Origin of the sequence: Mesorhizobium sp. (assembly GCF_017306585.1) — a bacterium.
Lineage (GTDB): Bacteria > Pseudomonadota > Alphaproteobacteria > Rhizobiales > Rhizobiaceae > Mesorhizobium.
The window spans coordinates 35,415-57,080 of the sequence record NZ_JAFKIC010000124.1 but is presented as its reverse complement, the minus strand read 5'-3'; the positions used below and the strand labels follow the sequence as shown (position 1 = coordinate 57,080).

Here is a 21,666-nt window from a genome sequence, read left to right as displayed (position 1 = left end):
ACCAAGGGGTTCAGACCGGGTCATGAACCCCAAGAGGTTCAGACCGGGATCAGTTCGTGCCCTTGCCGCCGCATTTGCCGGTTTTGACGTTGAAGTTGCCGCAGCTGAGCGGCGCGCGCCAATCCGAGATCAGGTCCTTGGAATCAGGCAGGTAATCCGACCATTCCTTGCCGACCAGCAGACCAGGCGTCTGCCACACGGTCTGGAACTGGCCGTCAGCCTGGATCTCACCGATAAAAACCGGCTTGGTGATGTGATGGTTCGGCATCATGGTTGCGTAGCCGCCGGTAAGGTTCGGCACGGATACACCGACCATGGCGTCGATGACCTTGTCGGGATCGGTGGTGCCGGCCTTCTCGACCGCCTTCACCCACATGTTGAAGCCGATGTAATGGGCTTCCATCGGGTCGTTGGTGGTGCGCTTGTCGTTCTTGATGAACTTGTGCCAGTTCTCGATGAACTTCTTGTTCTCGGGCGTATCGATGCTCTCGAAATAGTTCCAGGCGGCGAGATGGCCGACCAGCGGGGCAGTGTCGAGACCAGCCAGTTCTTCCTCGCCGACCGAAAAGGCCATGACCGGGATGTCTTCGGCCTTGATGCCCTGATTGCCGAGTTCCTTGTAGAACGGCACGTTGGCGTCGCCGTTTACGGTCGACACGACAGCGGTCTTCTTGCCGGCAGAGCCAAACTTCTTGATCGCCGAGACCTCGGTCTGCCAGTCGGAGAAACCGAACGGCGTGTAGTTGACCATGATATCCTCGGCGGGAACGCCCTTGGCCTTCAGATACGCCTCGAGGATCTTGTTGGTGGTGCGGGGGTAGACGTAGTCGGTGCCTTCAAGCACCCAGCGCTTCACCGAACCGCCATCCTCGCTCATGAGGTAATCGACGGCGGGTATTGCCTGCTGATTTGGCGCGGCGCCGGTGTAGAACACGTTGCGCTCGCTCTCCTCGCCCTCATACTGGACGGGATAGAAAAGAATGTTGTCGAGTTCGGAGAACACCGGCAGCACCGACTTGCGCGAGACCGAGGTCCAGCAGCCGAACACCGCCGCCACCTTGTCCTTCGAGATCAGCTCGCGCGCCTTCTCGGCGAACAGCGGCCAGTTCGAAGCCGGATCGACGACGACGGCCTCGAGCTTCTTGCCGAGCAGGCCGCCCTTGGCATTCTGCTCGTCGATGAGCATCAGCATGGCGTCCTTCAGCGTCGTCTCCGAAATCGCCATGGTCCCCGACAGCGAATGGAGAATGCCGACCTTGATCGTATCGTCGGCCGCCCTGGCGGGCGCCGATAGCATCATGCCGGCGGCAATCACGCCCGCCGAAACCATTTTTGTTATTGTCGAGAAATGACCCCTCATACGAAAGACTCCCAAGCTGGTTGATTGCACCGCAACAATGCGATGCAACCCGCGTGCCAACCGTCATGGAGGTGTCAAAGAGACGTCAATAATCTAATATTATCAGTCTGTTATCCTGTCATACGAGGCAAGACCAATAGGGCTGGTAAAAATTTGGTTGAGAGAAATTTGCGCAATGCACAAGGGCTTATGCCTAATTTCTGCCCAAATCTATGAAGTGCCTATAATTTGCCCTCCGCCCTCGCATGCGGATACCGGATATTGCGGCGCGGAACGGAAATAGGGCAAGCTGGCGCTTAAACCGAGCGACGCAATGGCATCCCTGATTTCCCGCATTTCCATCGGCCTCCTGCTTCTGGCGACATCAACCGGTGGCGCGCGGGCTGATTTCAGCGACGGCAAGATGCCGGACGGCGCCTATCACTGCGAAGTCTATCTGCTGGGCATGTTCCTCGACCTCGGCGAGATCACCATCAAGGGCAACGTCTATAGCGGGCCGGCCACTTTCGGGACCTCGCAACAAGCCTACAACTACCAGATGGACGCGAACGGCGTGATCTCGTGGCTCGGGCCGGTCGGTGGTTACACGACAGGCGGCAATACGATCTCGCTGACTCAGGCGACGCTGGACGGCCAGACCCAGCCTTCCTTCGACATCATCATGAAGCAGCCGGACGGCGCCTTCACCGCTTCGACCTGTACGAAGAACTGAAGGCCTTTCCAGTCACCGGGAGATTGCGGACCGCCACGGCGGCTGGCGTGGAAACGCGTCTGTCATTTGCATGTTGCCGAAGCGGATTAGGCAGCGGTGCGCCGTCAACATCCACCCGAGAGGCAGACATCATGGCCAGTTCCCCGTCTTCATCCTCCCCCGTCATCCGCGATGTCATCGCCGCGCGCGCTTCGCGCCGCGACATCCTCAGGGGTGGCCTGGCCACCGGAGCGCTGGTCGCCGGCGGCGGCTTTGTCGGCTCTTTGTTTGCCGGCGAAACACATGCCTCGGCGGCGCTTTCCACGCTCGGCTTTCCCGAACTGAAGCGCGTCTACGACAAGACACACGCGGCGGCCGAAGGCTATGAAACCACGGTCGTCGCGCGCTGGGGCGATCCGCTGGTGGCCGGCCTGCCGGAGTTCGACGGCAACGCGATAGCGGCCGACGAGCAGGAAAAGCGTTTCGGTTACAATTGCGACTACATCGCGTTCATGCCGCTGCCCAAAGGTTCGGTGAACTCCGACCACGGCCTGCTTTGCGTCAACAATGAATATATCTCGCCGAATGTGATGTTCCCGGGCATGGCCGAGGACGGCGCCGGCAAGGCCATGACCAAGGAACAGGTCGACCTCGGTCTGGCTGCGATGGGGCATTCGATCGTCGAGGTGATGCTCAAGGACGGCAAATGGGCTGTCATCGAGGACAGCCCGCTCAACCGCCGCATCACCGCCAGCACGGCAATGACGGTTTCCGGACCGGTAGCCGGCCATGCGCTGATGAAAACCTCGGCCGATGCGACCGGCACAAAAGTGCTCGGCACGAGCTACAATTGCAGCGGCGGGTTTACGCCATGGGGCACCGTGCTGACCTGCGAGGAAGGCGTTTCCGACCTGTTCGGCGGCGACCCGAAGAAGGCGCCGACATCCGACATTCTCGACCGCTACGGCTTCGACGGATCCGATATCTACGGCCGTGGCCGCTTCCATGACCGCTTCAACATCGACAAGGAACCGAACGAGCCGAACCGCTTCGACTGGGTTGTGGAGATCGATCCCTATGACCCCAAGTCGAAGCCGGTGAAGCGCACCGCGCTCGGCCGCATGTCGCATGAAGCCTCGACAGTGGTGCTCAACAAGGACGGCCGCATCGTCGTCTACATGGGCGACGACGATTATTTCGAGTACATGTACCGCTACGTCTCGAACAAGGCCTACGACAAGGCAAACCCGGCCTCCAGCAACGGCCTGCTGGACGATGGCGTGCTCTCGGTCGCCCGCTACGACGCCGATGGCTCGATGAGCTGGCTGCCGCTGGTGCACGGCCAGGGCAAGCTCACTCCCGAGAACGGCTTTGCCGACCAGGCCGAGGTGCTTTTGAAAACACGGCTCGCCGCCGACGCGCTTGGAGCGACGCCGATGGACCGACCGGAGGACATCGAGACCAATCCGGTGACCGGGCGGATCTACGCCGTCATGACCAAGAACAAGAAGCGCGACGAATCCAAGATCAATCCGGCCAACACGCGCCCCGAGAATCTCTGGGGCCACATCGTCGAACTGATCCCGCCCGGCGGCCGCGGCGCGGACGCCGACCACACGGCGGACAAATACGCCTGGGATCTGTTCGTGCTCTGCGGCAATCCCAGGGACGTCAAGATCGGCGCCACCTTCCATCCCGACACATCGGACAATGGCTGGTTCGTCTGCCCCGACAACATCACCTTCGACCCGGCCGGACGCCTCTGGGTGGCGACCGATGGCGCCAACGACTTCGACCTGCCGGACGGCGTCTATGGCGTCGACACGGAAGGCCCGGCGCGCGGCCTGCCGAAGCTGCTGTTCACCTGCCCGCATGGCGCGGAGGCGACCGGCCCTTGCTTCACGCCGGATGGCACGACCTTGTTCCTGTCCGTGCAGCATCCCTCCGAGGATGCCGAGACGCTCGACAAGGCGCAATCGCTGTGGCCCGACTTCAGGGATGGCCAGCCGCCCCGGCCTTCGGTCGTCGCGATCCGCCGCAAGGACGGACAGCCGGTCGGAGCCTGAATATCGGGCGAATAAAAAGGGCGCGGAACCCGGTCGGGCCCCGCGCCAGCAGGCAGTCGGGAGGCTAGATCGTCTTCGCCGACATTTGCGCGGCGATATAGTCGGCCTGGCGGATCGCCAGCGATACGATGGTGAGCGTCGGATTTTCAGCCGCGCCCGTGGTGAACTGGCTGCCGTCCGACACGAACAGGTTCTTGATGTCGTGCGCCTGGCCATGTTTGTTCACAACGCCATCCTGTGCCTTCTCGCTCATCCGGTTGGTGCCGAGATTGTGGGTCGAGGGATAGGGCGGCGTTGGGAAGCTGCGCGTGGCGCCGACAGCATCGTAGAGTGCCGTCGCCTGCTTGTAGGCATGGTTGCGCATTGCGGTGTCGTTGGGGTGGTCGTCGAAATGCACGTCGGCGATCGGCATGCCGTGCTCATCCTTCTCGTCCTTGTGCAGCGTGATGCGGTTCTCCTCGCGCGGCATGTCCTCGCCGACGATCCATAGCCCGGCCATGTGGTCGTAATGGTCGAGCGCGGTGGTGAAGGAGCGGCCCCAGCCGCCAGGGTTCAGGAAGGCAGCCATGAAGGGCAGACCTAACGACAGCGTTTCGAATTCATAGCCGCCGACGAAACCGCGAGACGGGTCGTGTCTCGCCTCGTCACGGATAATGCCGGCCATGGTGGTGCCGCGATACATGTGCACCGGCTTGTCGAAGATGGCGTAGACCGAGCCCGTGGTGTGTCGCATGTAGTTCTTGCCGACCTGCCCGGACGAATTGGCGAGGCCATGCGGGAATTTGCTCGATTCGGAATTGAGCAGCAGGCGGGGGCTCTCGATGGAGTTACCGGCAACGGCGACGATGCGGGCCTTCTGCTCCTGCAGCTTGCCGTCCTTGTCGGCGTAGACCACGCCGGTGACCTTGCCCGAGGCATCATGGTTGATCTTGATCACCATGGCGTCAGGCCGGACTTCGAGATGGCCCGTCGCCTCGCCCTTGGGGATTTCCGTGTAGAGGGTCGACCATTTGGCTCCCCATTTGCAGCCCTGGAAGCAGAAGCCGGTCTGCTGGCAGGAATTGCGGTCATCGCGCTCGACCGAATTGATGGCCATGTTGCCGGTATGGCATTCCTTATAGCCAAGCTTGTCGGCGCCGGCCTTCAGCACCTTGAAATTGTTGTTGCCAGGCAGGCGCGGCCAATTGTTGGTGCCGGTCACGCCCATCTTGGCTTCCGCCTTGGCGTAATATGGCTCCATCTCGGCCAGCGTGACCGGCCAGTCCAGGAGATTGGCGCCTTCCAACTTGCCGTAGGTGGATAGCGTCTTGAACTCATGCTCCTGGAAGCGCAGCGACGCGCCGGCCCAGTGCGTGGTCGAGCCGCCGACCGATTTGACAATCCAGGCCGGCAGATTCGGGAAATCCTTGGCCACGCGCCAATCGCCTGAAGTGGTGCGCTTATCCTTCCAGGCGAGCTGGGCAAAGGAATCCCACTCGTCGTTGATGAAATCCTCATATTCGTGACGTGCGCCGGCCTCGAGGATGACGACGTCGATGCCCTTCTGCGCCAGTTCGTTGCCGAGCGTACCGCCGCCGGCGCCCGAGCCGATGATGACGACCACGCCGTCGTTTTTCAGATCAAATTGTGCTGCCATGGTTTCCTCCCATGAAATCGGTCAAATAGCTGATAGGACAGAGCGGCTCAGAGCCACTCGATGTCGTTGAAGCCGCGCGCGATGTAGCCGCCCTTGGAGTAGGACTCGCCCTCATAGCCAAAGATCGGCCAGAGCTCCTTCTGGTTGTAGAGGCTGACGACGAGCCCGCCGCGAACCGCCTGGAAGAAGGGCGAATTCTCGACCTCCTTGAGCAGTGCGACGCGCTGCTCTTCCCAGCCAAGTCCGCGATAGCCTCCGGGCCCGGCCCTGCTGTCGAGTTCGGCAATGCCCTTCTCGATGAGATCCTTGTGGGCAGGATCCTTGGCAGCGGTCTCGTCATGCCCCTTGACGGCGACTGCGTAGTATTTGTCCGGCACCTGGTCGTGCGGATAGATGTCGCGGGCCACCTGGATCAGCGTCGCCATTGTTTCAGGCTTCAGCGCCGCCATCTCCAGTCCCCAGGCATGTTCGGGACTGATGATGGCGCTGCCGGAAATGACCAGCAGCGCGCCGACGCCGCCGCGTTTTAGAAGTTCGCGACGCGAAAGCCCGTCCTTTCTCTCCTGGGGCTTCCGCTCGTAGATCGTGACCATGTTTTCCTCCCTGCTTGCTGTTCGCACTCCAAAGAGTGCCGTTGCTGGCGCCGCGCCGGCCCGCGCAGCTGGTGATTTCCTAAAGGAAGCGCCCTCCCCGCTGCAGGACCTCGATCTTGTAGCCGTCGGGGTCCTCGATGAAGAAGAAGCGGGCGATGAGGGAACCATCGCGGTTGAACTCGACGATCTTTTTCGGGTTGAGGCCGAGGGCGCCGAGCCTGTCGTGCTCGCTGTCGAGATCGGCGACCGACACCGCGAGATGTCCGTAGCCGTCGCCGAGCGCATAAGGTTCCTGCCTGCCCTTGTTGACAGTCAACTCGACCTCGAACGGCGTGTCGGCATTGCTGAGATAGACCAGCGTGAAGGTCTCGAAATCCAGCCGCTGGGCAACCTCCAGGCCGAACGCCCTGGTATAGAAATCGATGGACCGGGCCTCGTCCAGAACCCGGATCATGGTGTGGATCGCCTTTGCCAAATCAGACTCCGCGGTTCGTGCTTCGGAGATGATTATGAGCGCCTGCGAAGAAAGGTGGTGGCAGCCGATTACCACGCATGGGATCGGGAAAAAGGATATGTCCCTGCCTAAGGACGAAAGTCTGATTGCCGTTGCCGGTCGTCCGGTCGAAGATGAAATCGCAGGCAGTGCTCAAAAGGCGCCGACCGCCCCGTCGGCGCCCAAGACCAACAAAAACGGGAGAAAACAATGTGCAGAGTCTTTGCCGCACAGGATCCGGAAGGCTATCGCCAGATCAACCGGTCGATCCGTATCGACGGCCATTCGACAAGCATCCAGCTCGAGGCGACATTCTGGGCCTTGCTTGACGAAATCGCCGACAGCCAGGGCCTGACGACGCCCAAATTCATCTCGAAGCTGTATGACGAAGCCATCGAGATCAACGGCGCCATTCCCAACTTCGCATCGATGTTGCGCACGACCTGCGCGCTCTATCTGCGCGGCCACCGGCCGGGCATGGACGAGCAGATGGCGCTGAAGCGGGAAGCGGCCTGACCGCTTCTACGATTCAAGCATGTCCTTGACGACCGTCGCCAGTTGCTTGAGCGAGAACGGCTTGGGCAGAAAACCGAAATGCGCTTCCGCCGGCAGGTTCCTGGCGAAAGCGTCCTCGGCATAGCCGGAGACGAAGACGAACTTGATGTCCGGCTGGCGCTTGCGCAATTCGCCGAGCAGGGTCGGCCCATCCATCTCCGGCATCACCACGTCGGACACGACGATGTCGACCTTGCCGCCGAGCGCTTCGAACACTTCCAGCGCCTCGACGCCCGAAGACGCCTCGTGAACGGTGTAGCCGCGCGAGGTCAGCGCCCGCACACCGCCCATGCGCACGGCATCCTCGTCCTCGACCAGCAGCACCGTGGCCGATCCGGACAGGTCCTTGGCGGTGTCGGCGGCCTTGACCGGCGCGGTGGCCGGTGTTTCGCCGGGTTCGGCCGCCTTTTTCGCTTCGGCGATGTGACGCGGCAGGAAGATGCGGAAGGTCGATCCCTTGCCGACCTCGGAATCGCAGAAAATGAAGCCGCCCGTCTGCTTGATGATGCCATAGACCATGGACAGGCCAAGGCCGGTGCCCTTGCCGACTTCCTTGGTGGTGAAGAAGGGTTCGAAAATCTTCTTCAGCACATCGGGCGCGATGCCGCTGCCGGTGTCCTCGACCTCGACCACGACGTAGTCGGCCGCTGCTAGCTCGCGGTAGGGGAAGGTCTTGCATTCCTCGGCGGTCACATTGCGGGTGCGCACGGTGAGATCGCCGCCGGCGGGCATCGCGTCCCGTGCATTGACGGCAAGGTTGACCACCACCTGCTCGAACTGGCCGATATCGACCTTGACCGGCCACAGGTCGCGGCCATGGTCGATCTTGAGCTTGATGTCGTTGCCGACGAGGCGGGCAAGCAGCATGCGCAGATCGGCCAGAACGTCGGTGAGGTTCAGCACCTCCGGCCGCAGCGTCTGCTTGCGCGAGAAGGCCAGCAACTGCCTGACCAGCGAGGCGGCCCGGTTGGCGTTCTGCTTGATGTTCATGATGTCGGGGAAGGACGGGTACGACGGCCGGTGGTTGGTCAAGAGCAGGTCCGAGGGCATGTTGATGGCGGTCAGCACGTTGTTGAAGTCGTGCGCGATGCCGCCGGCGAGCTGGCCGACCGCCTGCATTTTCTGGCTCTGCGCCATCTGCCCCTCGAGCGCCTTCTGCTCGGTCGTCTCGACGGCATAGACGATGGCCGATTCCTCGGCGCCCTCGCCGCCGGTGCCATCGGCCACGGCGTTGACGTAGAAACGGATATGCCGCTCTTCATTGCCGGGCAGGACGGTGTCGATCGGCTCGATGTCCGCCTGCCGCTGCCGGGCCTTCTCGAACGCGGCGGCAAAGGCCGGCCGGTCGCGCTCGTGGATCACCGTATCGAGCCGCACACGGCGGTCGACGGCATCGCGGTCGACGACCGAGGAAAACAGCGACAGGAAAGGCGCGTTGGTGCGCAGGATGCGCCCGCTGGCATCGACGCCCGCGATGGCCATCGGCGTCGAATTGAAAAAGCGGGTGAAGCGCACTTCCGAGGCACGCAGGTCGGCGGAAGCATCCTCGCCCTGCGTTCGGTTGAGCACGATCGTGCGCGTCGGACCGCCGACGCCTTCGCGGCTGGCCGAAACGCGATGCATGAAGCGCACCGGCAGCGCCTCGCCGGTCATCGTCGTCAGGTCTAGATCGATGACGGCGTTGCGCGTCGTACCGGGATCGGCCTTGACCGAACGCACCAGCGCCATGCCGTCCCCGGCAACGATGTCGGGCAAGGCCACGGCACCGGGCGTGAAACTGGCGAGGTCGATGCCCAGCCATTCCGCGAGCGTGGCATTGATATAGGTGACGCGGCCATCCTGGTCGGCGGAAAAGAACCCGGCCGGAGCATGATCGAGATGGTCGATGGCTTTCTGCAGGTCGAGGAAGAAGCGTTCCTGCTCGGCGCGCTCCTGCGAAATGTCAGCGAGCTGCCATGCCAGCATCGGCAGACGCTGGCCCGGGACGCTGAAGGTGCGGGCGCGCGCCCTGTACCAGCGGGCGCCCGGTTCGGCGCCCGGGCGGATCGATTGCGCCAGCCGGAACTCGCCATCGCCGGGCTGACCATCGCGCAGACCCGATGCCAGCCGGTAAATGGTCACCGAGGCTTCGGGAACGTCGGAAAGCAGCCCTTCGACAGTTTTGAGATCGGCGGCCGACGAGGCGCCGGTCATGTCGGCATAGGCCCGGTTGGCGTAGACGACGCGGCCCTTGGTGTCCGTGACCAGGAGACCCTGCGACATCGAATCGACGAAAGCCTTGGAGAGTTCATCGCCGGTCGAGCGCGGCGTGATCTGCACGAAGCCGATCGCCGTCGCGAAGAGGAAGCCGACGCCGATCATCGCCAGCACGCCGAGCATGCCTAGCAGGAAGGGATCGCCGAGGCGTTCGCGGAAAAGACCGAAGACGATCGCGGCGCCCGTCAGAACGACGATGAAGATGATGAGCCGGGTGACCGCGCCCGGTCGCGTGTTCTGGTCGACGATCGGTACCGGATAGAAATCGCCGCGCGCTTCCTTGGCCATATGTCCCCTGCTCGTGAAGTCCGACGTTCCGCCCCTAATGCATTTCGCCCAAAAGTGACTTCGGCTTCGGGAAGACGAGATGCATGAAAACAAGGACCTGAGGCGCGCCGGATGAATCCGTTTCACCGCGACGTGCCTTAGCCGGTTGAATCATATTCTCCCAGTCTGGAAAAGGCCCGGGCGGCAAATGTCAGATAAAAATGATGCCGGCTCGGGCCAGGAGTGTTTCAACCTGTTCACGATGCGTGAAAGGCAACTTGCGGTGGCCAGCCGCAACAGTCTAGTGTCGCGTCACTTTCCAAAACCGATCAGGGGAAACCAATGCAGTGGCTGGATAGCGTGGCGGGTCCCGGTTATGCCGCAGCGCTGCTGTGGACCTTCGCGGCGCTGATCCTGCTGGTCATCGTCCTCATCATCGTCAGGCTTATCCGAAACCTGACCTTCGGCACGTTTGTGGCAGGCGGCCGGAACCGCAAGACGCGGCTCGCGGTCATGGATGCCACCGCCGTCGACAGCCATCGCCGGCTGGTGCTGGTGCGCCGGGACGACATCGAACACCTGCTTCTGATCGGCGGCCCGACCGATGTCGTCGTGGAGCGGGACATACGTCTGGCCGCGCCTCGCCGTCCGGCACTGACCGGAGATGGCGGCTTGCAGCCCGTGCCGGCCGCTGCCCCGGCTCCGGCGGCGAAACCGCGTCCGCCGCAGCCCGCCCCTCCCGCCCCCGCAAGACAGGCGCCCGCTCCGCAGCCCGTGGCCGCCGCGGCCCCTGCCCGCCAGCGTCCAACGCCGCCGCCCGCGCCGGCGCCCGCCCCAAAGCCGGCGGCGCAGACCTATGCACCGACCAATGTCACACCGCTGCCCGCCTATGGCTCCGCCAATGCCAACGTGGTCAAACACGCGCCGCCACCACCAAGGCAGGACAGCATCGACGACACGCTGATGAAGGAGCTCGAGGTTTCGCTCGACCAGCCGCGCTCCGGAGGTCCGGTGGGCAAACCGGCGGCCAAGGCGCCACAGTCGCTCGACGATGAGATGACCAGGCTGCTTGGTGAACTTTCCAGCCAGAAGCGATGATTGGTGCCTGAGCCGCTCGTATCGGCTGCGGTCAGGCAACTTCCATCACGGCGCACGAATAAAAAATGGCCGGGCAAACCCGGCCATTTCGAAATTAGTTCCGTGCAAGGCACTCAGTCGTCGCGATAAACTTTCTCGCGACGCTCGTGGCGCTCCTGAGCCTCGATCGACAAGGTTGCGATCGGGCGGGCGTCGAGCCGCTTCAGAGCGATCGGCTCGCCGGTTTCCTCGCAATAGCCATATGTACCCTCGTCGATGCGCTGCAGCGCCGAATCGATCTTGGAGATAAGCTTCCGCTGACGGTCGCGGGCCCTGAGTTCGATGGCGCGGTCGGTTTCAGAAGAGGCGCGGTCGGCGAGGTCTGGGTGGTTGGCGTTTTCCTGCTGCAGGATTTCGAGGGTTTCGCGCGCTTCGCGCAATATGTCATTTTTCCAGGTGACGAGCTTCAGGCGGAAGTAGGATTTCTGCCGCTCGTTCATGAACGGCTCGTCTTCGGAGGGTACGTAATCGGCGGTAACGATGTCGTTCATTCGACTCACCCAAACTGCCCCAAATTTGGCGCCTATATATTCGCCACCAGACGCCTGCACAAGCGCAATCGGCCACCGAGTCACGCAATTGTTAAAGCGCTCCCGACGTCCTCGTTGGGGCGAGACGCGGCTGTATTGAATTCGGAAGTACTTGAACTCGGGCCACGTCATTCTTGGCCACGTCATCTCATGAGCAATTCAGGATGCGAAACATATGGCCTGAAACAGATGGCCATTGTGCGCGGCGCCGTTCTCGTGGCTAATCGCGGCGTTGCTTGGGCATCATTGGAGGTTGGGTGAGCAGGCTCTTTCTGTTGCGACACGCCAAAGCCGGCTGGGCGCTGCCCGGCATGCGCGATTTCGACCGCCCTCTCGACGCATCCGGGCGTGCCGACGCCGAGATCATCGGGGCCGCCATGCGCTCACGCGGCTATATCCCGGACCGGACGCTCTGCTCCAACGCCGCGCGCGCCAGGGAAACGCTGGAAGGCCTTGCCGGCCAGACCGACACCGGCAAGGTCCTGTTTTTCGATACGCTCTACAGCGAAGATGCGGCCGGCTACCTCCGTCTCATCCGCGACCATGGCGGGGCGGGCTCCCTGCTCGTCATTGGCCACAACCCGATGATGGAGGACCTTGCCATGGCCGTTTCCGGCGATGGCGACGGGACTGCGCGCACGACGCTCAATCATGGCTTCCCGACCGCGGGCCTGGCGGTGGTGCGCTTCCTCGACGATCTGGCAAAGGCGGCCCAGGGCCTGGGATATCTCGAAGCTTTCCTGACGCCGGCCGAATGCTGACCTCGGCTCGGGCGCCATTTCAAAGCCGGGTTCCAGCCCCTATATCGGATGGACCGAAGCCCGAGAGACCGCATTTTGGCATCATCGCTGACCACTTTCACCGACGAGGCTAGAATTGCCCTCGATACGCTGTCGGGCCGCGCCACCGGGCTTTTTTCACCATCGCTGCGCCTGGGCGTAACCGGTCTTTCCCGCGCGGGCAAGACGGTGTTCATCTCGGCGCTCGTCCACAATCTGATCCACGGAGGCCGCCTGCCGCTGTTCGAAGCGCAGAAATCCGGGCGCATCGCCCGAGCCTTCCTCGAGGAGCAGCCTGACGACGCGGTACCGCGCTTTCAGTACGAGGATCATATCGCGGCATTGGTCAATGACCGCGTCTGGCCCGATTCGACGCGCGCCATCTCGGAGTTGCGGCTGACCATAGAGTATGAATCGGCTTCCGGCTGGAGCCGCATGTTCTCTTCCGGCAAGCTTTCGGTCGACATCGTCGACTATCCCGGGGAATGGCTGCTCGACCTGCCGCTGCTTGGCAAATCCTTCGCCGATTTTTCACGAGAAGCCCATGAGATGGCTGTTCTGCCGGTGCGCGAGGACCTATCGCGAGCCTGGCGGGCCATCTCCGCCGATATCGACCCGAATGCCGACGCCGACGAGATGACGGCCCGGCGCCTGGCCGAAAGCTTCGCTGCCTATCTCAAGGCCTGCAAGCTCGACGAACGGGCGCTGTCGACCTTGCCGCCCGGGCGTTTCCTGATGCCCGGCGACCTCGACGGCTCGCCCGCGCTGACCTTCGCGCCGCTGGCCAATATCGGCGACAGGCGCCCGCGCTGCGGCTCGCTGCACGCCATGATGGAAAGGCGCTACGAGGCCTACAAGACGCATGTCGTCAAACCCTTCTTCCGCGAACACATTACGCGTCTGGACCGCCAGATCGTGCTGATCGACGCCATGCAGGCGCTGAACGCCGGTCCGGGCGCGATGGCCGATCTCGAACGGGCGGTAACGGAAATCCTGGCCTGTTTCCGCCCCGGCCGGGGCAGTTTCATCACCGACCTGTTCTCGCGCCGCATCGACCGCATCCTGGTCGCTGCGACCCAGGCCGACCACCTGCACCACGAAAGCCACGATCGTCTGCAGGCGATCGTGCGGCGGCTGGCCGACCGTGCCGTCGCACGAGCGAATTTCACCGGCGCCGATGTCGACGTGGTTGCGATGGCGGCGGTGCGCGCGACCCGCGAAGGCACGGTCAAGCAAGGCCGCGAGACATTGCCTGTCATCATCGGAACGCCCATAGCGGGCGAGAAGATCAATGGCGAAATATTCGACGGAAAGACGGAAACCGCTATTTTTCCCGGTGACTTGCCGGAGAAAATTGATGCGGTATTCGATGCCTCCGGACCCGAACACAGGCAGGATTCCTCGGATCCGGCGATCCGTTTCATCCGGTTCCGCCCACCAAAACTGGAACGCACCGCCGAGGGCGTCACCCTGTCCTTGCCGCATATCAGGCTGGACCGCGCCTTGCAGTTCCTGATCGGAGACCATCTCGCATGACCTCCCCCCGCAAGCCGGCGGCATTCCGCATCGAACCGGAGGCCGCGCCAAGACAAGAGGCGCCGCAGGCACGCCAGACCGAGGCTCCACGCAAACCTCGCGCGACGAAGGTGGACGTGGCGATGGTTATCCCCGCGGAAGTCGACGTCTTCGACGAACCCGACATCATTGCCGCCGAACCGCCGCCGGCAATCGCTCCGAGGAAGCGGTCGCTGCTCGGCAGCATATTCTTCGGCGCCGTCGGCACGCTGGTTTCGCTGGCTGTAGGCCTGTGGGCCGACCAACTCATACGCGACCTCTTCGCGCGCGCCGAATGGCTGGGCTGGCTGGCCGCCGGCATGGCAGCCATCGCCGTGCTGGCGCTTCTGGTGATCCTTATCCGCGAGTTCCTGGCGATCGCGCGCCTCGCCGAAGTCGAAAAACTGCAGAAGCGGGCGCTCGATGCCATCGCCCGCGACGATCCAACGGCGGCGCGATCGGTGGTGGACGAACTGTCGGCATTCGTGGCGGCGAAGCCCGAGACCGCGGCTGGCAGGCGCGCGCTGGCCGACCTGCGCGGCGAGATCATCGACGGCGGCAACCTGGTGCGCCTGGCCGAAGCCGAAATTCTCGGACCGCTCGATGCCCGGGCGAAAGTGATGATTCTCGAGGCCGCCAAACGCGTTTCGCTGGTGACCGCGGTCAGCCCGCGCGCGCTCGTCGATGTTGCCTATGTCGTGTTCGAGGCCGGGCGCCTCATTCGCCGCCTGTCGGAACTCTATGGCGGCCGCCCCGGCACGCTGGGGTTCTTCCGCCTGGCCCGCAGCGTCCTGGCGCATCTGGCGGTGACCGGCTCGATCGCCGGCGGCGACAGTTTCGTCCAGCAGATCGTCGGCCATGGCCTGGCGGCACGTCTTTCGGCCAAGCTTGGCGAGGGCGTCGTCAACGGCATGATGACGGCGCGGATCGGTATCGCCGCGATGGAAACGGCGCGACCCCTGCCCTTCAGCGCCGCGAGGCGTCCGGGATTGGGTGATTTTCTCTCGGCATTGACGTCGTTCGCCAGCAAAAAGGAAGGCGAGAGCACACCCGCCGAACGGTGAACAAGCCCTTCCCAGTGACGAAGCGTTAACCAATCTTCTTCATGGTCACACTGGTTTCAAAACAGCCTCTGTTGTTGCCGGGTGTGTTCGATGAAAAGCGTAAATCTGTCCAGCGTGCTGCCTCTGGCGGTTGCGATCGCGGTAACCGTGGGCATCGCCGGCAAGGCATCCGCGACGGAGCCAGACAAGCAGTTCTTCCAGTCGGCCGAGGGCAAATGGGTTGGCCCGGGTGAGATCATCGCTGGCAAGTACAAGGGCACGAAATTCAACTGCAGCTTCACCGGCTCGACGCCGGACGGCAAGATGGGCATGACGCTGGATGGCGGCTGCCGGGTGGGTGTGTTCACCCAGCCGATGTCGGCCAAGATCGAGCGCAAGGGCCGCGACTATAAAGGTTCCTTCATGGGCGGCTCCGCCGGCTCGGGCCTCGACATCGTCGGCGGCAATGTCGTCGATGCCCGCAAGGTGGTCTTCACCATCAACCGCAATCAGTTGCACGGCGTCATGCAGGCCCGCATACCCGACGACAATTCGATGACAGTGACAGTCGCGGTACGCGTCCAGGATCAGCTGGTGCCGGTCATCGGCATGAGCCTGAAGCGTGTCGATGCCGTTGAAGTCGGCTCCATCGCGCCGAACTGAGCGTCCATCGCGCCCGACCCCCGATACCCCGTTAAAACAAAAGAGGCGGCAGCCCATCGCTACCGCCTCCCCTGAACCGGTGGATCCGGGCGTCAGCCCTTGATCGCCGCCGTCACCTCGTCATACGCCTTGCAGGCGTCCGCCGGGTTGGTGCTGCCCTGGTACTTGGTCGTCACCGCCTGGACCTTGGCGGTCAGGTCGGCCGCCTTGGACGGGTCCTTGGTGATCGCTTCCTGCAGCGCGGCAGCCATATCCTGCGCCTTCTTGGTCGCGATCTCGGTGGTGCATTCCGGCGCCTTCGAACAGGCCGAACCCGCAAGCACCGCCAAACCGACGGCAACGAGCAAAAACTTCTTCATGTCAGTCATCTCCTCAAAAGGGCGCGACTTGATCGTCGCTCACCCTCCAATGGCCGAAGCCGAGCGTGCTCTAACGCTCGATTGTGGCAAGATGCAACGCGTTGCCTACGTCAACTTGTGTAACGCCACTGCAACATCACCGGCGGCCGGACCGAGGCTCCGTGTCAGTGGCGGTTGGTTCAGCCGCGTGGCTGCAAAAGCGCCAGGATGGCCGTCAAAGCCGCAAGGACGGCGGTAAGGGTCAGGGGCGCCGTGGCGCCATAATTGTCCACGACATAGCCTCCGACGACCGCGCCGATGGTGATGGCAACCTGGAAGGAGACCACCATCAGGCTGCCCGCCGCTTCCAGCGCATCGGGCGCGGCACGGGAGAGATTGGTCGGCAGCACGACCGGCCCCATGCCGAAGGCCAGGCCCCAGACCGTGACGAAGCCGAAGGCCACCCCCATGTGCACGCCCCAAAGCACCAGCGCCAGCGCCGCAAACGCCATCAGGACGGCCGTGACCACCAAAGCCAGGCGGATATTGGCATCGGCCATGCGGCCGCCGACAATGTTGCCGATCACGGCGGCAATGCCAAAGCCAAGAAGCGCCAGGGCAATCGGCCCGGTTGCAAGCATCGCCACCTGTTCGAGGAAGGGACGCACATAGACGGAACCGGCAAAATGCCCGGTCATCAGCAAGACGATGGCCAGCATGCCGAGCTGAATGCCGCGACGCCGCGTCAGCCGGAACACGTCGGCAAGACTGTTGCTGGCTGACGCAGGCAGGCTCGGCAGGCTAAGCAGTTGCAGCAGCATGGCCAACACGGCCAAGCCCGCTGTCATGGCCATGGCGACGCGCCAACCCAGCCAATCGCTGATCAACGCACCCATCGACGGCGCCGCAATGGTGGCGAGCGAGACGCCCAGGGTGACGATAGCCATGCCTCGACCTGTCGCATTGGCGCCAACCAGCCTGGCGACCACGGCGACCGACAGCGCCCAGAATGCACTGAGCGCGATTCCGAGCCCTGCCCTGCCCAGCAACAACAACCAGAAATTGGGCGCCAGTGCCGCAAGAATATTGGAAGCGACCGCCAGGACCATGAGACCGACCAGAACCGTCTTGCGGTTCAATCGGCCGATGAGAACATTACTCAGCATGGCCGTCACCGCGCCGACCGAAGCAGTGGCGGTCACGACCTGTCCGGCCGTCCCCTCGCTGATCCCGAGATCGCGCGCCATCGGCGTCAGCAGGCCTGCCGGCAGGAATTCGGCCGACACCAGGGCAAAGCTGGTGGCCGCCAACGAAATTACCGCGAACCATGTTGTCGCGCTCCACGCGGCTGGAGCATCGGCATCAAGGCCGATCGCGGTGTCTTCAAGCTTTAGTGTCGTGTCAGTCACGGGAAGATCTCCAAAGTTTGGAGCTCTTCATAAATGAGTTTCTTCGGATGATATGTATCTTAAAATCCGAAATTCATGTCCGTTCGTCCGGAAATTGTGCGGCGCACAATACCTGGAGATACGCTGGTGATGCGCTTGAAGGCACGGGCGAAGGATGCCTCCGAATCGTAGCCCAAACGGGTGGCGACCTCGGCAACCGACATGCCGTTTTGCCCGAGCAACTCGCGGGCAAGCTGCATGCGCAGGCGGGCGAGGTAGCGTGCGGCGCCCTCTCCCAGGACGGCGCTGAAACGCTCGGCGAAAATCGAGCGCGACTGGCCTGCCACACCGGCGAGGCTTTCCAGTGTCCAGTTACCGCCAGGGTCCCGATGCATGGCCGCCAAGGCGCGACCGATATGAGGATCGCGGATGGCCGCAAGCCAACCTGTGGTCGAGGCCCCATTGCAATTGACCCAGCAGCGGATGAGCCGGGCTGTCAGCAAGTCAGCCATGCGCGACAGGATGGTGGCGCTGCCCATCTGCGGCTGCGCTGCCTCCGCGGTCATAGCCGCTAACAAAGGACCAACGACCGGATCATTGCCGGCCACGTCGCAACCCTTGATGATAGGCGGCATCAACGTGATCAATGGGTTCAGCGCACAGGCGCCCAAGGCCATGGAGCCGCAGAAAAGGGTGCTTGTCGCGCCTGTCCCTTCCCGCACGACCTCGCAGACATTGCCGCCGAGCCTGGTCACCCGGCAACCCTCGAGCGAATCGCCCGCGACGTCCGGCGCACTCGCCAGACGATGCGCGATGCCTTGCGGCAGCAGCACCAGATCGCCGTCGCGCAGCTCCTGCCAGCCCTGCGCCTCGGTATGAATCCAGCATGGACCCTGACCGACAAAGTGAAAACGAAGCTGCGGCTGTTGCGGAAAGTCTATGCTCCATGGGTGCCGCAACTCGCAACGGCCATAGTTGACGCCGCTCATGCGAAAGTCCTGCAGAACCTCGCTCAGAGCATCCATCGGGATGTGCGGCGGGGAAGACGATCGGGACGAATGGTCAGACATTTTCCTAGTATAGATACCGAACGTCCGGCGGGCAAGCGGAGACCTCTGTTCCACCGGGGCGACCGTAGCGGCGGTGCCCTACCCGTCGTGCCAGGCTTCCCGCCCTTGCCTCGCGCTCCAACTGCATGCAAGGAGTGCTTGACGACAAAGGGACAAGAGGCATGGCAGCGGAAGCAGCGGGCAGCGATCTCATACAGGTGGTGGCGCTGCTTGCCGCGGGCGTCGTCGCCGTCCCCATCTTCAAGCGCATGGGTCTCGGCTCGATTCTGGGCTATCTCGCGGCCGGCGTGGTGATCGGCCCGTTCGGTCTCGGTGTGTTTTCCGAATCCGGCGCTATCCTGCATGTCGCCGAGCTCGGCGTCGTCATGTTCCTGTTCATCATCGGGTTGGAGATGCAGCCGTCGCGGCTTTGGGGCCTGCGCCGTGAAATCTTCGGACTGGGCGCGCTTCAGGTGGGCGTCTGCGCCGTCCTTTTGACCGGCGTCGGCATGGCCGGAGGTTTTTCGGTCGCGCAATCCTTCGTCGCCGGCGCCGGCTTCGTGCTGACCTCGACAGCGATCGTCATGCAGCTTCTGGAGGAGCGCGGCGAAATCTCATCTCCCAAAGGCCAGCGCATCGTCTCCATCCTGCTCTTGGAAGACCTGGCCATCGTGCCGCTGCTGGCGCTCATCGCCTTCCTGGCGCCCGGCGGCGCCGACACCAGCCTTTCGGAGAGACTGACCGAGGTCGGCATTGGCCTCGCCGCCATCGTCGGGCTCGTGCTGGCCGGACGTTTTCTCCTCAACCCCTTCTTCCGCATCCTGGCGGATGCCCGTGCCCGCGAGGTCATGACGGCCGCCGCATTGCTGGTCGTGCTGGGATCGGCGCTCGCCATGCAGCTCAGTGGCCTGTCGATGGCGATGGGCGCGTTCCTGGCCGGCGTGCTCCTGTCGGAATCGACCTTCCGTCACCAGCTCGAGGCCGATATCGAGCCGTTCCGCGGCATTCTGCTCGGCCTGTTCTTCCTCGCCGTCGGCATGTCCCTTGACCTGCATGTGGTGGCGGCGAACTGGAAGCTGATCGCCGTCTATGTCGTCGCCTACATGGTGATGAAGGCCCTCGGCATCTACATCGTCGCCCGTATCCTCAAGACCGGCCACCGCGAAGCGCTGGAACGCGCGGTCGTCATGGCGCAAGGCGGCGAGTTCGCCTTCGTTCTCTATTCCGCGGCCGCCGCCGTCGGCATCATCGACGGCCAGGCCAATGCGACGCTGACCGCGATCGTCATCATTTCCATGGTGCTGACGCCCCTGGCGATCATCGCCCTGAAGTACGTGACGCCGCGCGACGAACAATCGCTCGACGGGGTCGATGTCGCCGACGGACTGACCGGCAGTGTGCTGATCATCGGCTTCGGCCGCTTCGGCCAGATCGCCAGCCAGCCGCTGCTGTTGCGCGGCATCGACGTGTCGATCATCGACAACGACGTCGAGATGATCCAGGCGGCCGCCGATTTCGGCTTCAAGGTCTATTACGGCGACGGCACGCGACTCGATATCCTGCATGCAGCCGGCGCCGGTCGGGCGCGCGCCGTGCTGATCTGCGTCGACAAGCCCGATGCCGCCGTTCGCATAGCGGAGCTCGTCAAGGCGGAGTTTCCATTGCTGACGGTTCTGGCCCGCGCCTTCGACCGGGGCACCGCGCTGCAGCTTATCCGGGTGGGTGTCGACTACCAACTGCGCGAAACCTTCGAATCGGCCCTCGTCTTCGGCGGCTCGACCCTGGAAGCACTGGGTGTGGATCCTGAAGAGGTGGCTGAAACGATCGAGGACGTCCGGCGCCGTGACACGGCCCGTTTCGAGACCCAGTTGGCCGAAGGCATCCGTTCCGGACAGCGTTTCCTGAAGGGCAATATCGGCACGCCGATCCCGACCCCGCTCTCCACGCCGCGCCGCCCCGGCCAGGCGCTCAACGAGGAAACGGCGGGCGTCCTGCACAAATCCGAACAGGCGGACTGAATAAGGGAACAGCATGGAATTGGATAGAATAGCCCTGTCCGTCACCAAATTCTGGCGCGACGCCGGCGAGGACGCCTGGTTCGAGAAGAACGACGCTTTCGATACCGATTTCCGCAACCGCTTTCTCGATCTGCACTATGCGGCCGCGCGGCGTGAACATGACCGATGGTCAGATCATGCCGAGGGATCGCTGGCGCTGATGATCCTGCTCGATCAGTTTCCGCGAAACTGCTTTCGCGGCACCGGCCACATGTACGCCACCGACCCGCTGGCGAAGCATTTCGCGCAAAGGGCGGTCGCGGCCGGGCATGACCTGGCGCTGGAACCGCAGGTGCGGGTGTTTCTCTACCTGCCGTTCGAACATTCGGAAGATCTTGCCGACCAGGACATATCGGTCGAACTGCATACCGCCAGGGCCGAGTTCAATCTGAAATACGCGCTGGAACATCGCGACATCATCCAGCGCTTCGGCCGCTTTCCGCATCGCAACAGGATGCTTGGCCGGGAAACCACGGCGCAGGAAAAGGCGTTTCTCGACGAAGGTGGCTTCTCCGGCTGATACCTTCCGGTCCAGCACGTCCCGCTCGCGAAGAGGTGAACGCGCCAGCCGTCAAATCAACCACATTCCGGCCGATCGCCTGGGTCTCATCGTTTTCGAGACCGCCGGAGAGCCCATGTCCACTGTCACCGAGGCCGCCTCGGATATGCCGTCGTCGCGGTACCGGCCATCCCAGCGCGTTCTGCACTGGCTGATGGCCATTGTCATCATCTCGGCGCTCGCGATCGGCCTCTACTGCTCGTATCTCGAGCCGGGAACGCCGCTGCGCCGCGCCCTGCTCGACGTGCACAAGTCGCTCGGCATGACGGCGCTGGTCTTGATAGCGATCCGCCTGCCGCTCAGGCTTTCCCTAGGCGAACCGGCCAATCGCCAGCCGTTTGGCGCCTTGGTTCACTATGCCGCCCGTTGCACGCACATGCTGCTCTACGTGCTGATGATCCTCATGCCGCTCGCTGGATATGTGACCTCTGCGGCCGGTGGCCATGACCTGCCATGGTTCGGGCTGTTCCAGTGGCCCGACCTCCTGCCGCTCGACAAGCCTCTGGAGAAAGTCGCCGCCCGGATCCACGAATATGGCGCCTATTGCCTTTACGCGATCCTCAGCCTGCATGTGCTGGCAGCGCTTTGGCATCATTTTTTCCGCAGGGATGGCGTACTGGCGAGGATGCTGTAGTCGGGAACTGCCCCTTAC

At 63.2% G+C, this 21,666-nt stretch carries 20 protein-coding genes; 11 read left to right on the top strand and 9 right to left on the bottom strand.

Features of this window, described 5'->3' with window-relative positions; genetic code table 11:
* Nucleotides 1-49: 49 nt before the first annotated feature.
* Complete coding sequence (urtA, locus tag J0I79_RS11110) at nucleotides 50-1,360, bottom strand: urea ABC transporter substrate-binding protein (protein WP_292857649.1); 1,311 nt, start codon at nucleotides 1,358-1,360, stop codon at nucleotides 50-52.
* Between the two features lie 313 nt (nucleotides 1,361-1,673).
* Here urtA and J0I79_RS11105 point away from each other — a divergent pair, with 313 nt between their 5' ends.
* Both J0I79_RS11105 and J0I79_RS11100 read left to right on the top strand, forming a co-directional pair.
* Nucleotides 1,674-2,072, top strand: a complete 399-nt coding sequence (locus J0I79_RS11105) for a hypothetical protein (RefSeq protein WP_292857645.1) — start codon at nucleotides 1,674-1,676, stop codon at nucleotides 2,070-2,072.
* Between the two features lie 131 nt (nucleotides 2,073-2,203).
* Nucleotides 2,204-4,117, top strand: a complete 1,914-nt coding sequence (locus J0I79_RS11100) for a PhoX family phosphatase (protein ID WP_292857642.1) — start codon at nucleotides 2,204-2,206, stop codon at nucleotides 4,115-4,117.
* Nucleotides 4,118-4,181: 64 nt separating this feature from the next.
* On the opposite strand, the gene J0I79_RS11095 is transcribed toward J0I79_RS11100, so the two are convergent.
* The 3 genes from J0I79_RS11095 to J0I79_RS11085 form a co-directional block, all read right to left on the bottom strand.
* Nucleotides 4,182-5,753: a GMC family oxidoreductase gene (locus J0I79_RS11095; RefSeq protein WP_292857639.1), complete on the bottom strand. Its 1,572-nt coding sequence runs from the start codon at nucleotides 5,751-5,753 to the stop codon at nucleotides 4,182-4,184.
* 47 nt (nucleotides 5,754-5,800) lie between these two features.
* Nucleotides 5,801-6,346 carry a gluconate 2-dehydrogenase subunit 3 family protein gene (locus tag J0I79_RS11090; protein ID WP_292857636.1) on the bottom strand — a complete coding sequence of 182 codons (546 nt, stop codon included), beginning with the start codon at nucleotides 6,344-6,346 and terminating at the stop codon, nucleotides 5,801-5,803.
* Between the two features lie 79 nt (nucleotides 6,347-6,425).
* Complete coding sequence (locus J0I79_RS11085; protein ID WP_292857634.1) at nucleotides 6,426-6,821, bottom strand: VOC family protein; 396 nt, start codon at nucleotides 6,819-6,821, stop codon at nucleotides 6,426-6,428.
* 228 nt (nucleotides 6,822-7,049) lie between these two features.
* Here J0I79_RS11085 and J0I79_RS11080 point away from each other — a divergent pair, with 228 nt between their 5' ends.
* A complete protein-coding gene (locus J0I79_RS11080; RefSeq protein WP_292857631.1) occupies nucleotides 7,050-7,355 on the top strand; it encodes a ribbon-helix-helix domain-containing protein in 306 nt (101 codons plus the stop codon).
* Nucleotides 7,356-7,361: 6 nt separating this feature from the next.
* On the opposite strand, the gene cckA is transcribed toward J0I79_RS11080, so the two are convergent.
* On the bottom strand, nucleotides 7,362-9,938 hold the full coding sequence (gene cckA, locus J0I79_RS11075) for a cell cycle histidine kinase CckA (RefSeq protein ID WP_292857628.1): 2,577 nt from the start codon (nucleotides 9,936-9,938) through the stop codon (nucleotides 7,362-7,364).
* A 321-nt stretch (nucleotides 9,939-10,259) separates the two neighbouring features.
* Between cckA and J0I79_RS11070 the strand changes: the two genes are divergently transcribed.
* Nucleotides 10,260-11,015: a flagellar biosynthetic protein FliO gene (locus J0I79_RS11070; protein ID WP_292857625.1), complete on the top strand. Its 756-nt coding sequence runs from the start codon at nucleotides 10,260-10,262 to the stop codon at nucleotides 11,013-11,015.
* A 113-nt stretch (nucleotides 11,016-11,128) separates the two neighbouring features.
* Here J0I79_RS11070 and dksA read toward each other — a convergent pair whose 3' ends face one another.
* On the bottom strand, nucleotides 11,129-11,545 hold the full coding sequence (gene dksA / locus J0I79_RS11065; RefSeq protein WP_006202025.1) for an RNA polymerase-binding protein DksA: 417 nt from the start codon (nucleotides 11,543-11,545) through the stop codon (nucleotides 11,129-11,131).
* A gap of 296 nt (nucleotides 11,546-11,841) precedes the next feature.
* On the opposite strand from dksA, the gene J0I79_RS11060 reads away from it, so the two are divergent.
* The 4 genes from J0I79_RS11060 (at nucleotide 11,842) to J0I79_RS11045 (ending at nucleotide 15,623) form a co-directional block, all read left to right on the top strand.
* Nucleotides 11,842-12,345 carry a histidine phosphatase family protein gene (locus J0I79_RS11060; protein ID WP_292857622.1) on the top strand — a complete coding sequence of 168 codons (504 nt, stop codon included), beginning with the start codon at nucleotides 11,842-11,844 and terminating at the stop codon, nucleotides 12,343-12,345.
* Between the two features lie 75 nt (nucleotides 12,346-12,420).
* Nucleotides 12,421-13,899 carry a YcjX family protein gene (locus J0I79_RS11055; protein ID WP_292857619.1) on the top strand — a complete coding sequence of 493 codons (1,479 nt, stop codon included), beginning with the start codon at nucleotides 12,421-12,423 and terminating at the stop codon, nucleotides 13,897-13,899.
* A complete protein-coding gene (locus J0I79_RS11050; RefSeq protein WP_292857617.1) occupies nucleotides 13,896-14,981 on the top strand; it encodes a YcjF family protein in 1,086 nt (361 codons plus the stop codon). Before J0I79_RS11055 ends, J0I79_RS11050 begins: the two co-directional genes overlap by 4 nt.
* Before the next feature lie 90 nt (nucleotides 14,982-15,071).
* Nucleotides 15,072-15,623: a hypothetical protein gene (locus tag J0I79_RS11045; RefSeq protein WP_292857614.1), complete on the top strand. Its 552-nt coding sequence runs from the start codon at nucleotides 15,072-15,074 to the stop codon at nucleotides 15,621-15,623.
* Nucleotides 15,624-15,715: 92 nt separating this feature from the next.
* On the opposite strand, the gene J0I79_RS11040 is transcribed toward J0I79_RS11045, so the two are convergent.
* The 3 genes from J0I79_RS11040 to J0I79_RS11030 form a co-directional block, all read right to left on the bottom strand.
* Complete coding sequence (locus J0I79_RS11040) at nucleotides 15,716-15,982, bottom strand: hypothetical protein (protein WP_292857611.1); 267 nt, start codon at nucleotides 15,980-15,982, stop codon at nucleotides 15,716-15,718.
* Nucleotides 15,983-16,161: 179 nt separating this feature from the next.
* Nucleotides 16,162-17,370 (bottom strand): MFS transporter, encoded by a 1,209-nt coding sequence (locus J0I79_RS11035; protein WP_292857609.1) that lies wholly within the window; start codon nucleotides 17,368-17,370, stop codon nucleotides 16,162-16,164.
* A gap of 59 nt (nucleotides 17,371-17,429) precedes the next feature.
* Nucleotides 17,430-18,419, bottom strand: coding sequence for an AraC family transcriptional regulator (locus J0I79_RS11030; protein WP_292857607.1), 990 nt, complete (start codon nucleotides 18,417-18,419; stop codon nucleotides 17,430-17,432).
* A gap of 161 nt (nucleotides 18,420-18,580) precedes the next feature.
* Between J0I79_RS11030 and J0I79_RS11025 the strand changes: the two genes are divergently transcribed.
* The 3 genes from J0I79_RS11025 (at nucleotide 18,581) to J0I79_RS11015 (ending at nucleotide 21,648) form a co-directional block, all read left to right on the top strand.
* The gene (locus J0I79_RS11025) at nucleotides 18,581-20,416 is read left to right on the top strand and encodes a monovalent cation:proton antiporter-2 (CPA2) family protein (protein WP_292857605.1); all 1,836 of its coding nucleotides are present in this window, start codon (nucleotides 18,581-18,583) and stop codon (nucleotides 20,414-20,416) included.
* Nucleotides 20,417-20,429: 13 nt separating this feature from the next.
* Nucleotides 20,430-20,975, top strand: coding sequence for a DUF924 family protein (locus J0I79_RS11020; RefSeq protein WP_292857603.1), 546 nt, complete (start codon nucleotides 20,430-20,432; stop codon nucleotides 20,973-20,975).
* 115 nt (nucleotides 20,976-21,090) lie between these two features.
* Nucleotides 21,091-21,648 carry a cytochrome b gene (locus J0I79_RS11015; RefSeq protein ID WP_292857601.1) on the top strand — a complete coding sequence of 186 codons (558 nt, stop codon included), beginning with the start codon at nucleotides 21,091-21,093 and terminating at the stop codon, nucleotides 21,646-21,648.
* Nucleotides 21,649-21,666 lie beyond the last annotated feature (18 nt).

Excerpts from the sequence above, each read along its gene's own strand:
- J0I79_RS11020 (WP_292857603.1), top strand. The coding sequence starts at position 20,430 with ATGGAATTGGATAGAATAGCCCTGTCCGTCACCAAATTCTGGCGCGAC.
- J0I79_RS11025 (WP_292857605.1), top strand. The coding sequence starts at position 18,581 with ATGGCAGCGGAAGCAGCGGGCAGCGATCTCATACAGGTGGTGGCGCTG.
- J0I79_RS11105 (WP_292857645.1), top strand. The coding sequence starts at position 1,674 with ATGGCATCCCTGATTTCCCGCATTTCCATCGGCCTCCTGCTTCTGGCG.
- J0I79_RS11015 (WP_292857601.1), top strand. The coding sequence starts at position 21,091 with ATGTCCACTGTCACCGAGGCCGCCTCGGATATGCCGTCGTCGCGGTAC.
- J0I79_RS11090 (WP_292857636.1), bottom strand. The coding sequence starts at position 6,346 with ATGGTCACGATCTACGAGCGGAAGCCCCAGGAGAGAAAGGACGGGCTT.
- dksA (WP_006202025.1), bottom strand. The coding sequence starts at position 11,545 with ATGAACGACATCGTTACCGCCGATTACGTACCCTCCGAAGACGAGCCG.
- J0I79_RS11095 (WP_292857639.1), bottom strand. The coding sequence starts at position 5,753 with ATGGCAGCACAATTTGATCTGAAAAACGACGGCGTGGTCGTCATCATC.
- J0I79_RS11080 (WP_292857631.1), top strand. The coding sequence starts at position 7,050 with ATGTGCAGAGTCTTTGCCGCACAGGATCCGGAAGGCTATCGCCAGATC.
- J0I79_RS11100 (WP_292857642.1), top strand. The coding sequence starts at position 2,204 with ATGGCCAGTTCCCCGTCTTCATCCTCCCCCGTCATCCGCGATGTCATC.
- urtA (WP_292857649.1), bottom strand. The coding sequence starts at position 1,360 with ATGAGGGGTCATTTCTCGACAATAACAAAAATGGTTTCGGCGGGCGTG.
- J0I79_RS11045 (WP_292857614.1), top strand. The coding sequence starts at position 15,072 with ATGAAAAGCGTAAATCTGTCCAGCGTGCTGCCTCTGGCGGTTGCGATC.
- J0I79_RS11030 (WP_292857607.1), bottom strand. The coding sequence starts at position 18,419 with ATGTCTGACCATTCGTCCCGATCGTCTTCCCCGCCGCACATCCCGATG.
- cckA (WP_292857628.1), bottom strand. The coding sequence starts at position 9,938 with ATGGCCAAGGAAGCGCGCGGCGATTTCTATCCGGTACCGATCGTCGAC.
- J0I79_RS11040 (WP_292857611.1), bottom strand. The coding sequence starts at position 15,982 with ATGAAGAAGTTTTTGCTCGTTGCCGTCGGTTTGGCGGTGCTTGCGGGT.
- J0I79_RS11050 (WP_292857617.1), top strand. The coding sequence starts at position 13,896 with ATGACCTCCCCCCGCAAGCCGGCGGCATTCCGCATCGAACCGGAGGCC.
- J0I79_RS11070 (WP_292857625.1), top strand. The coding sequence starts at position 10,260 with ATGCAGTGGCTGGATAGCGTGGCGGGTCCCGGTTATGCCGCAGCGCTG.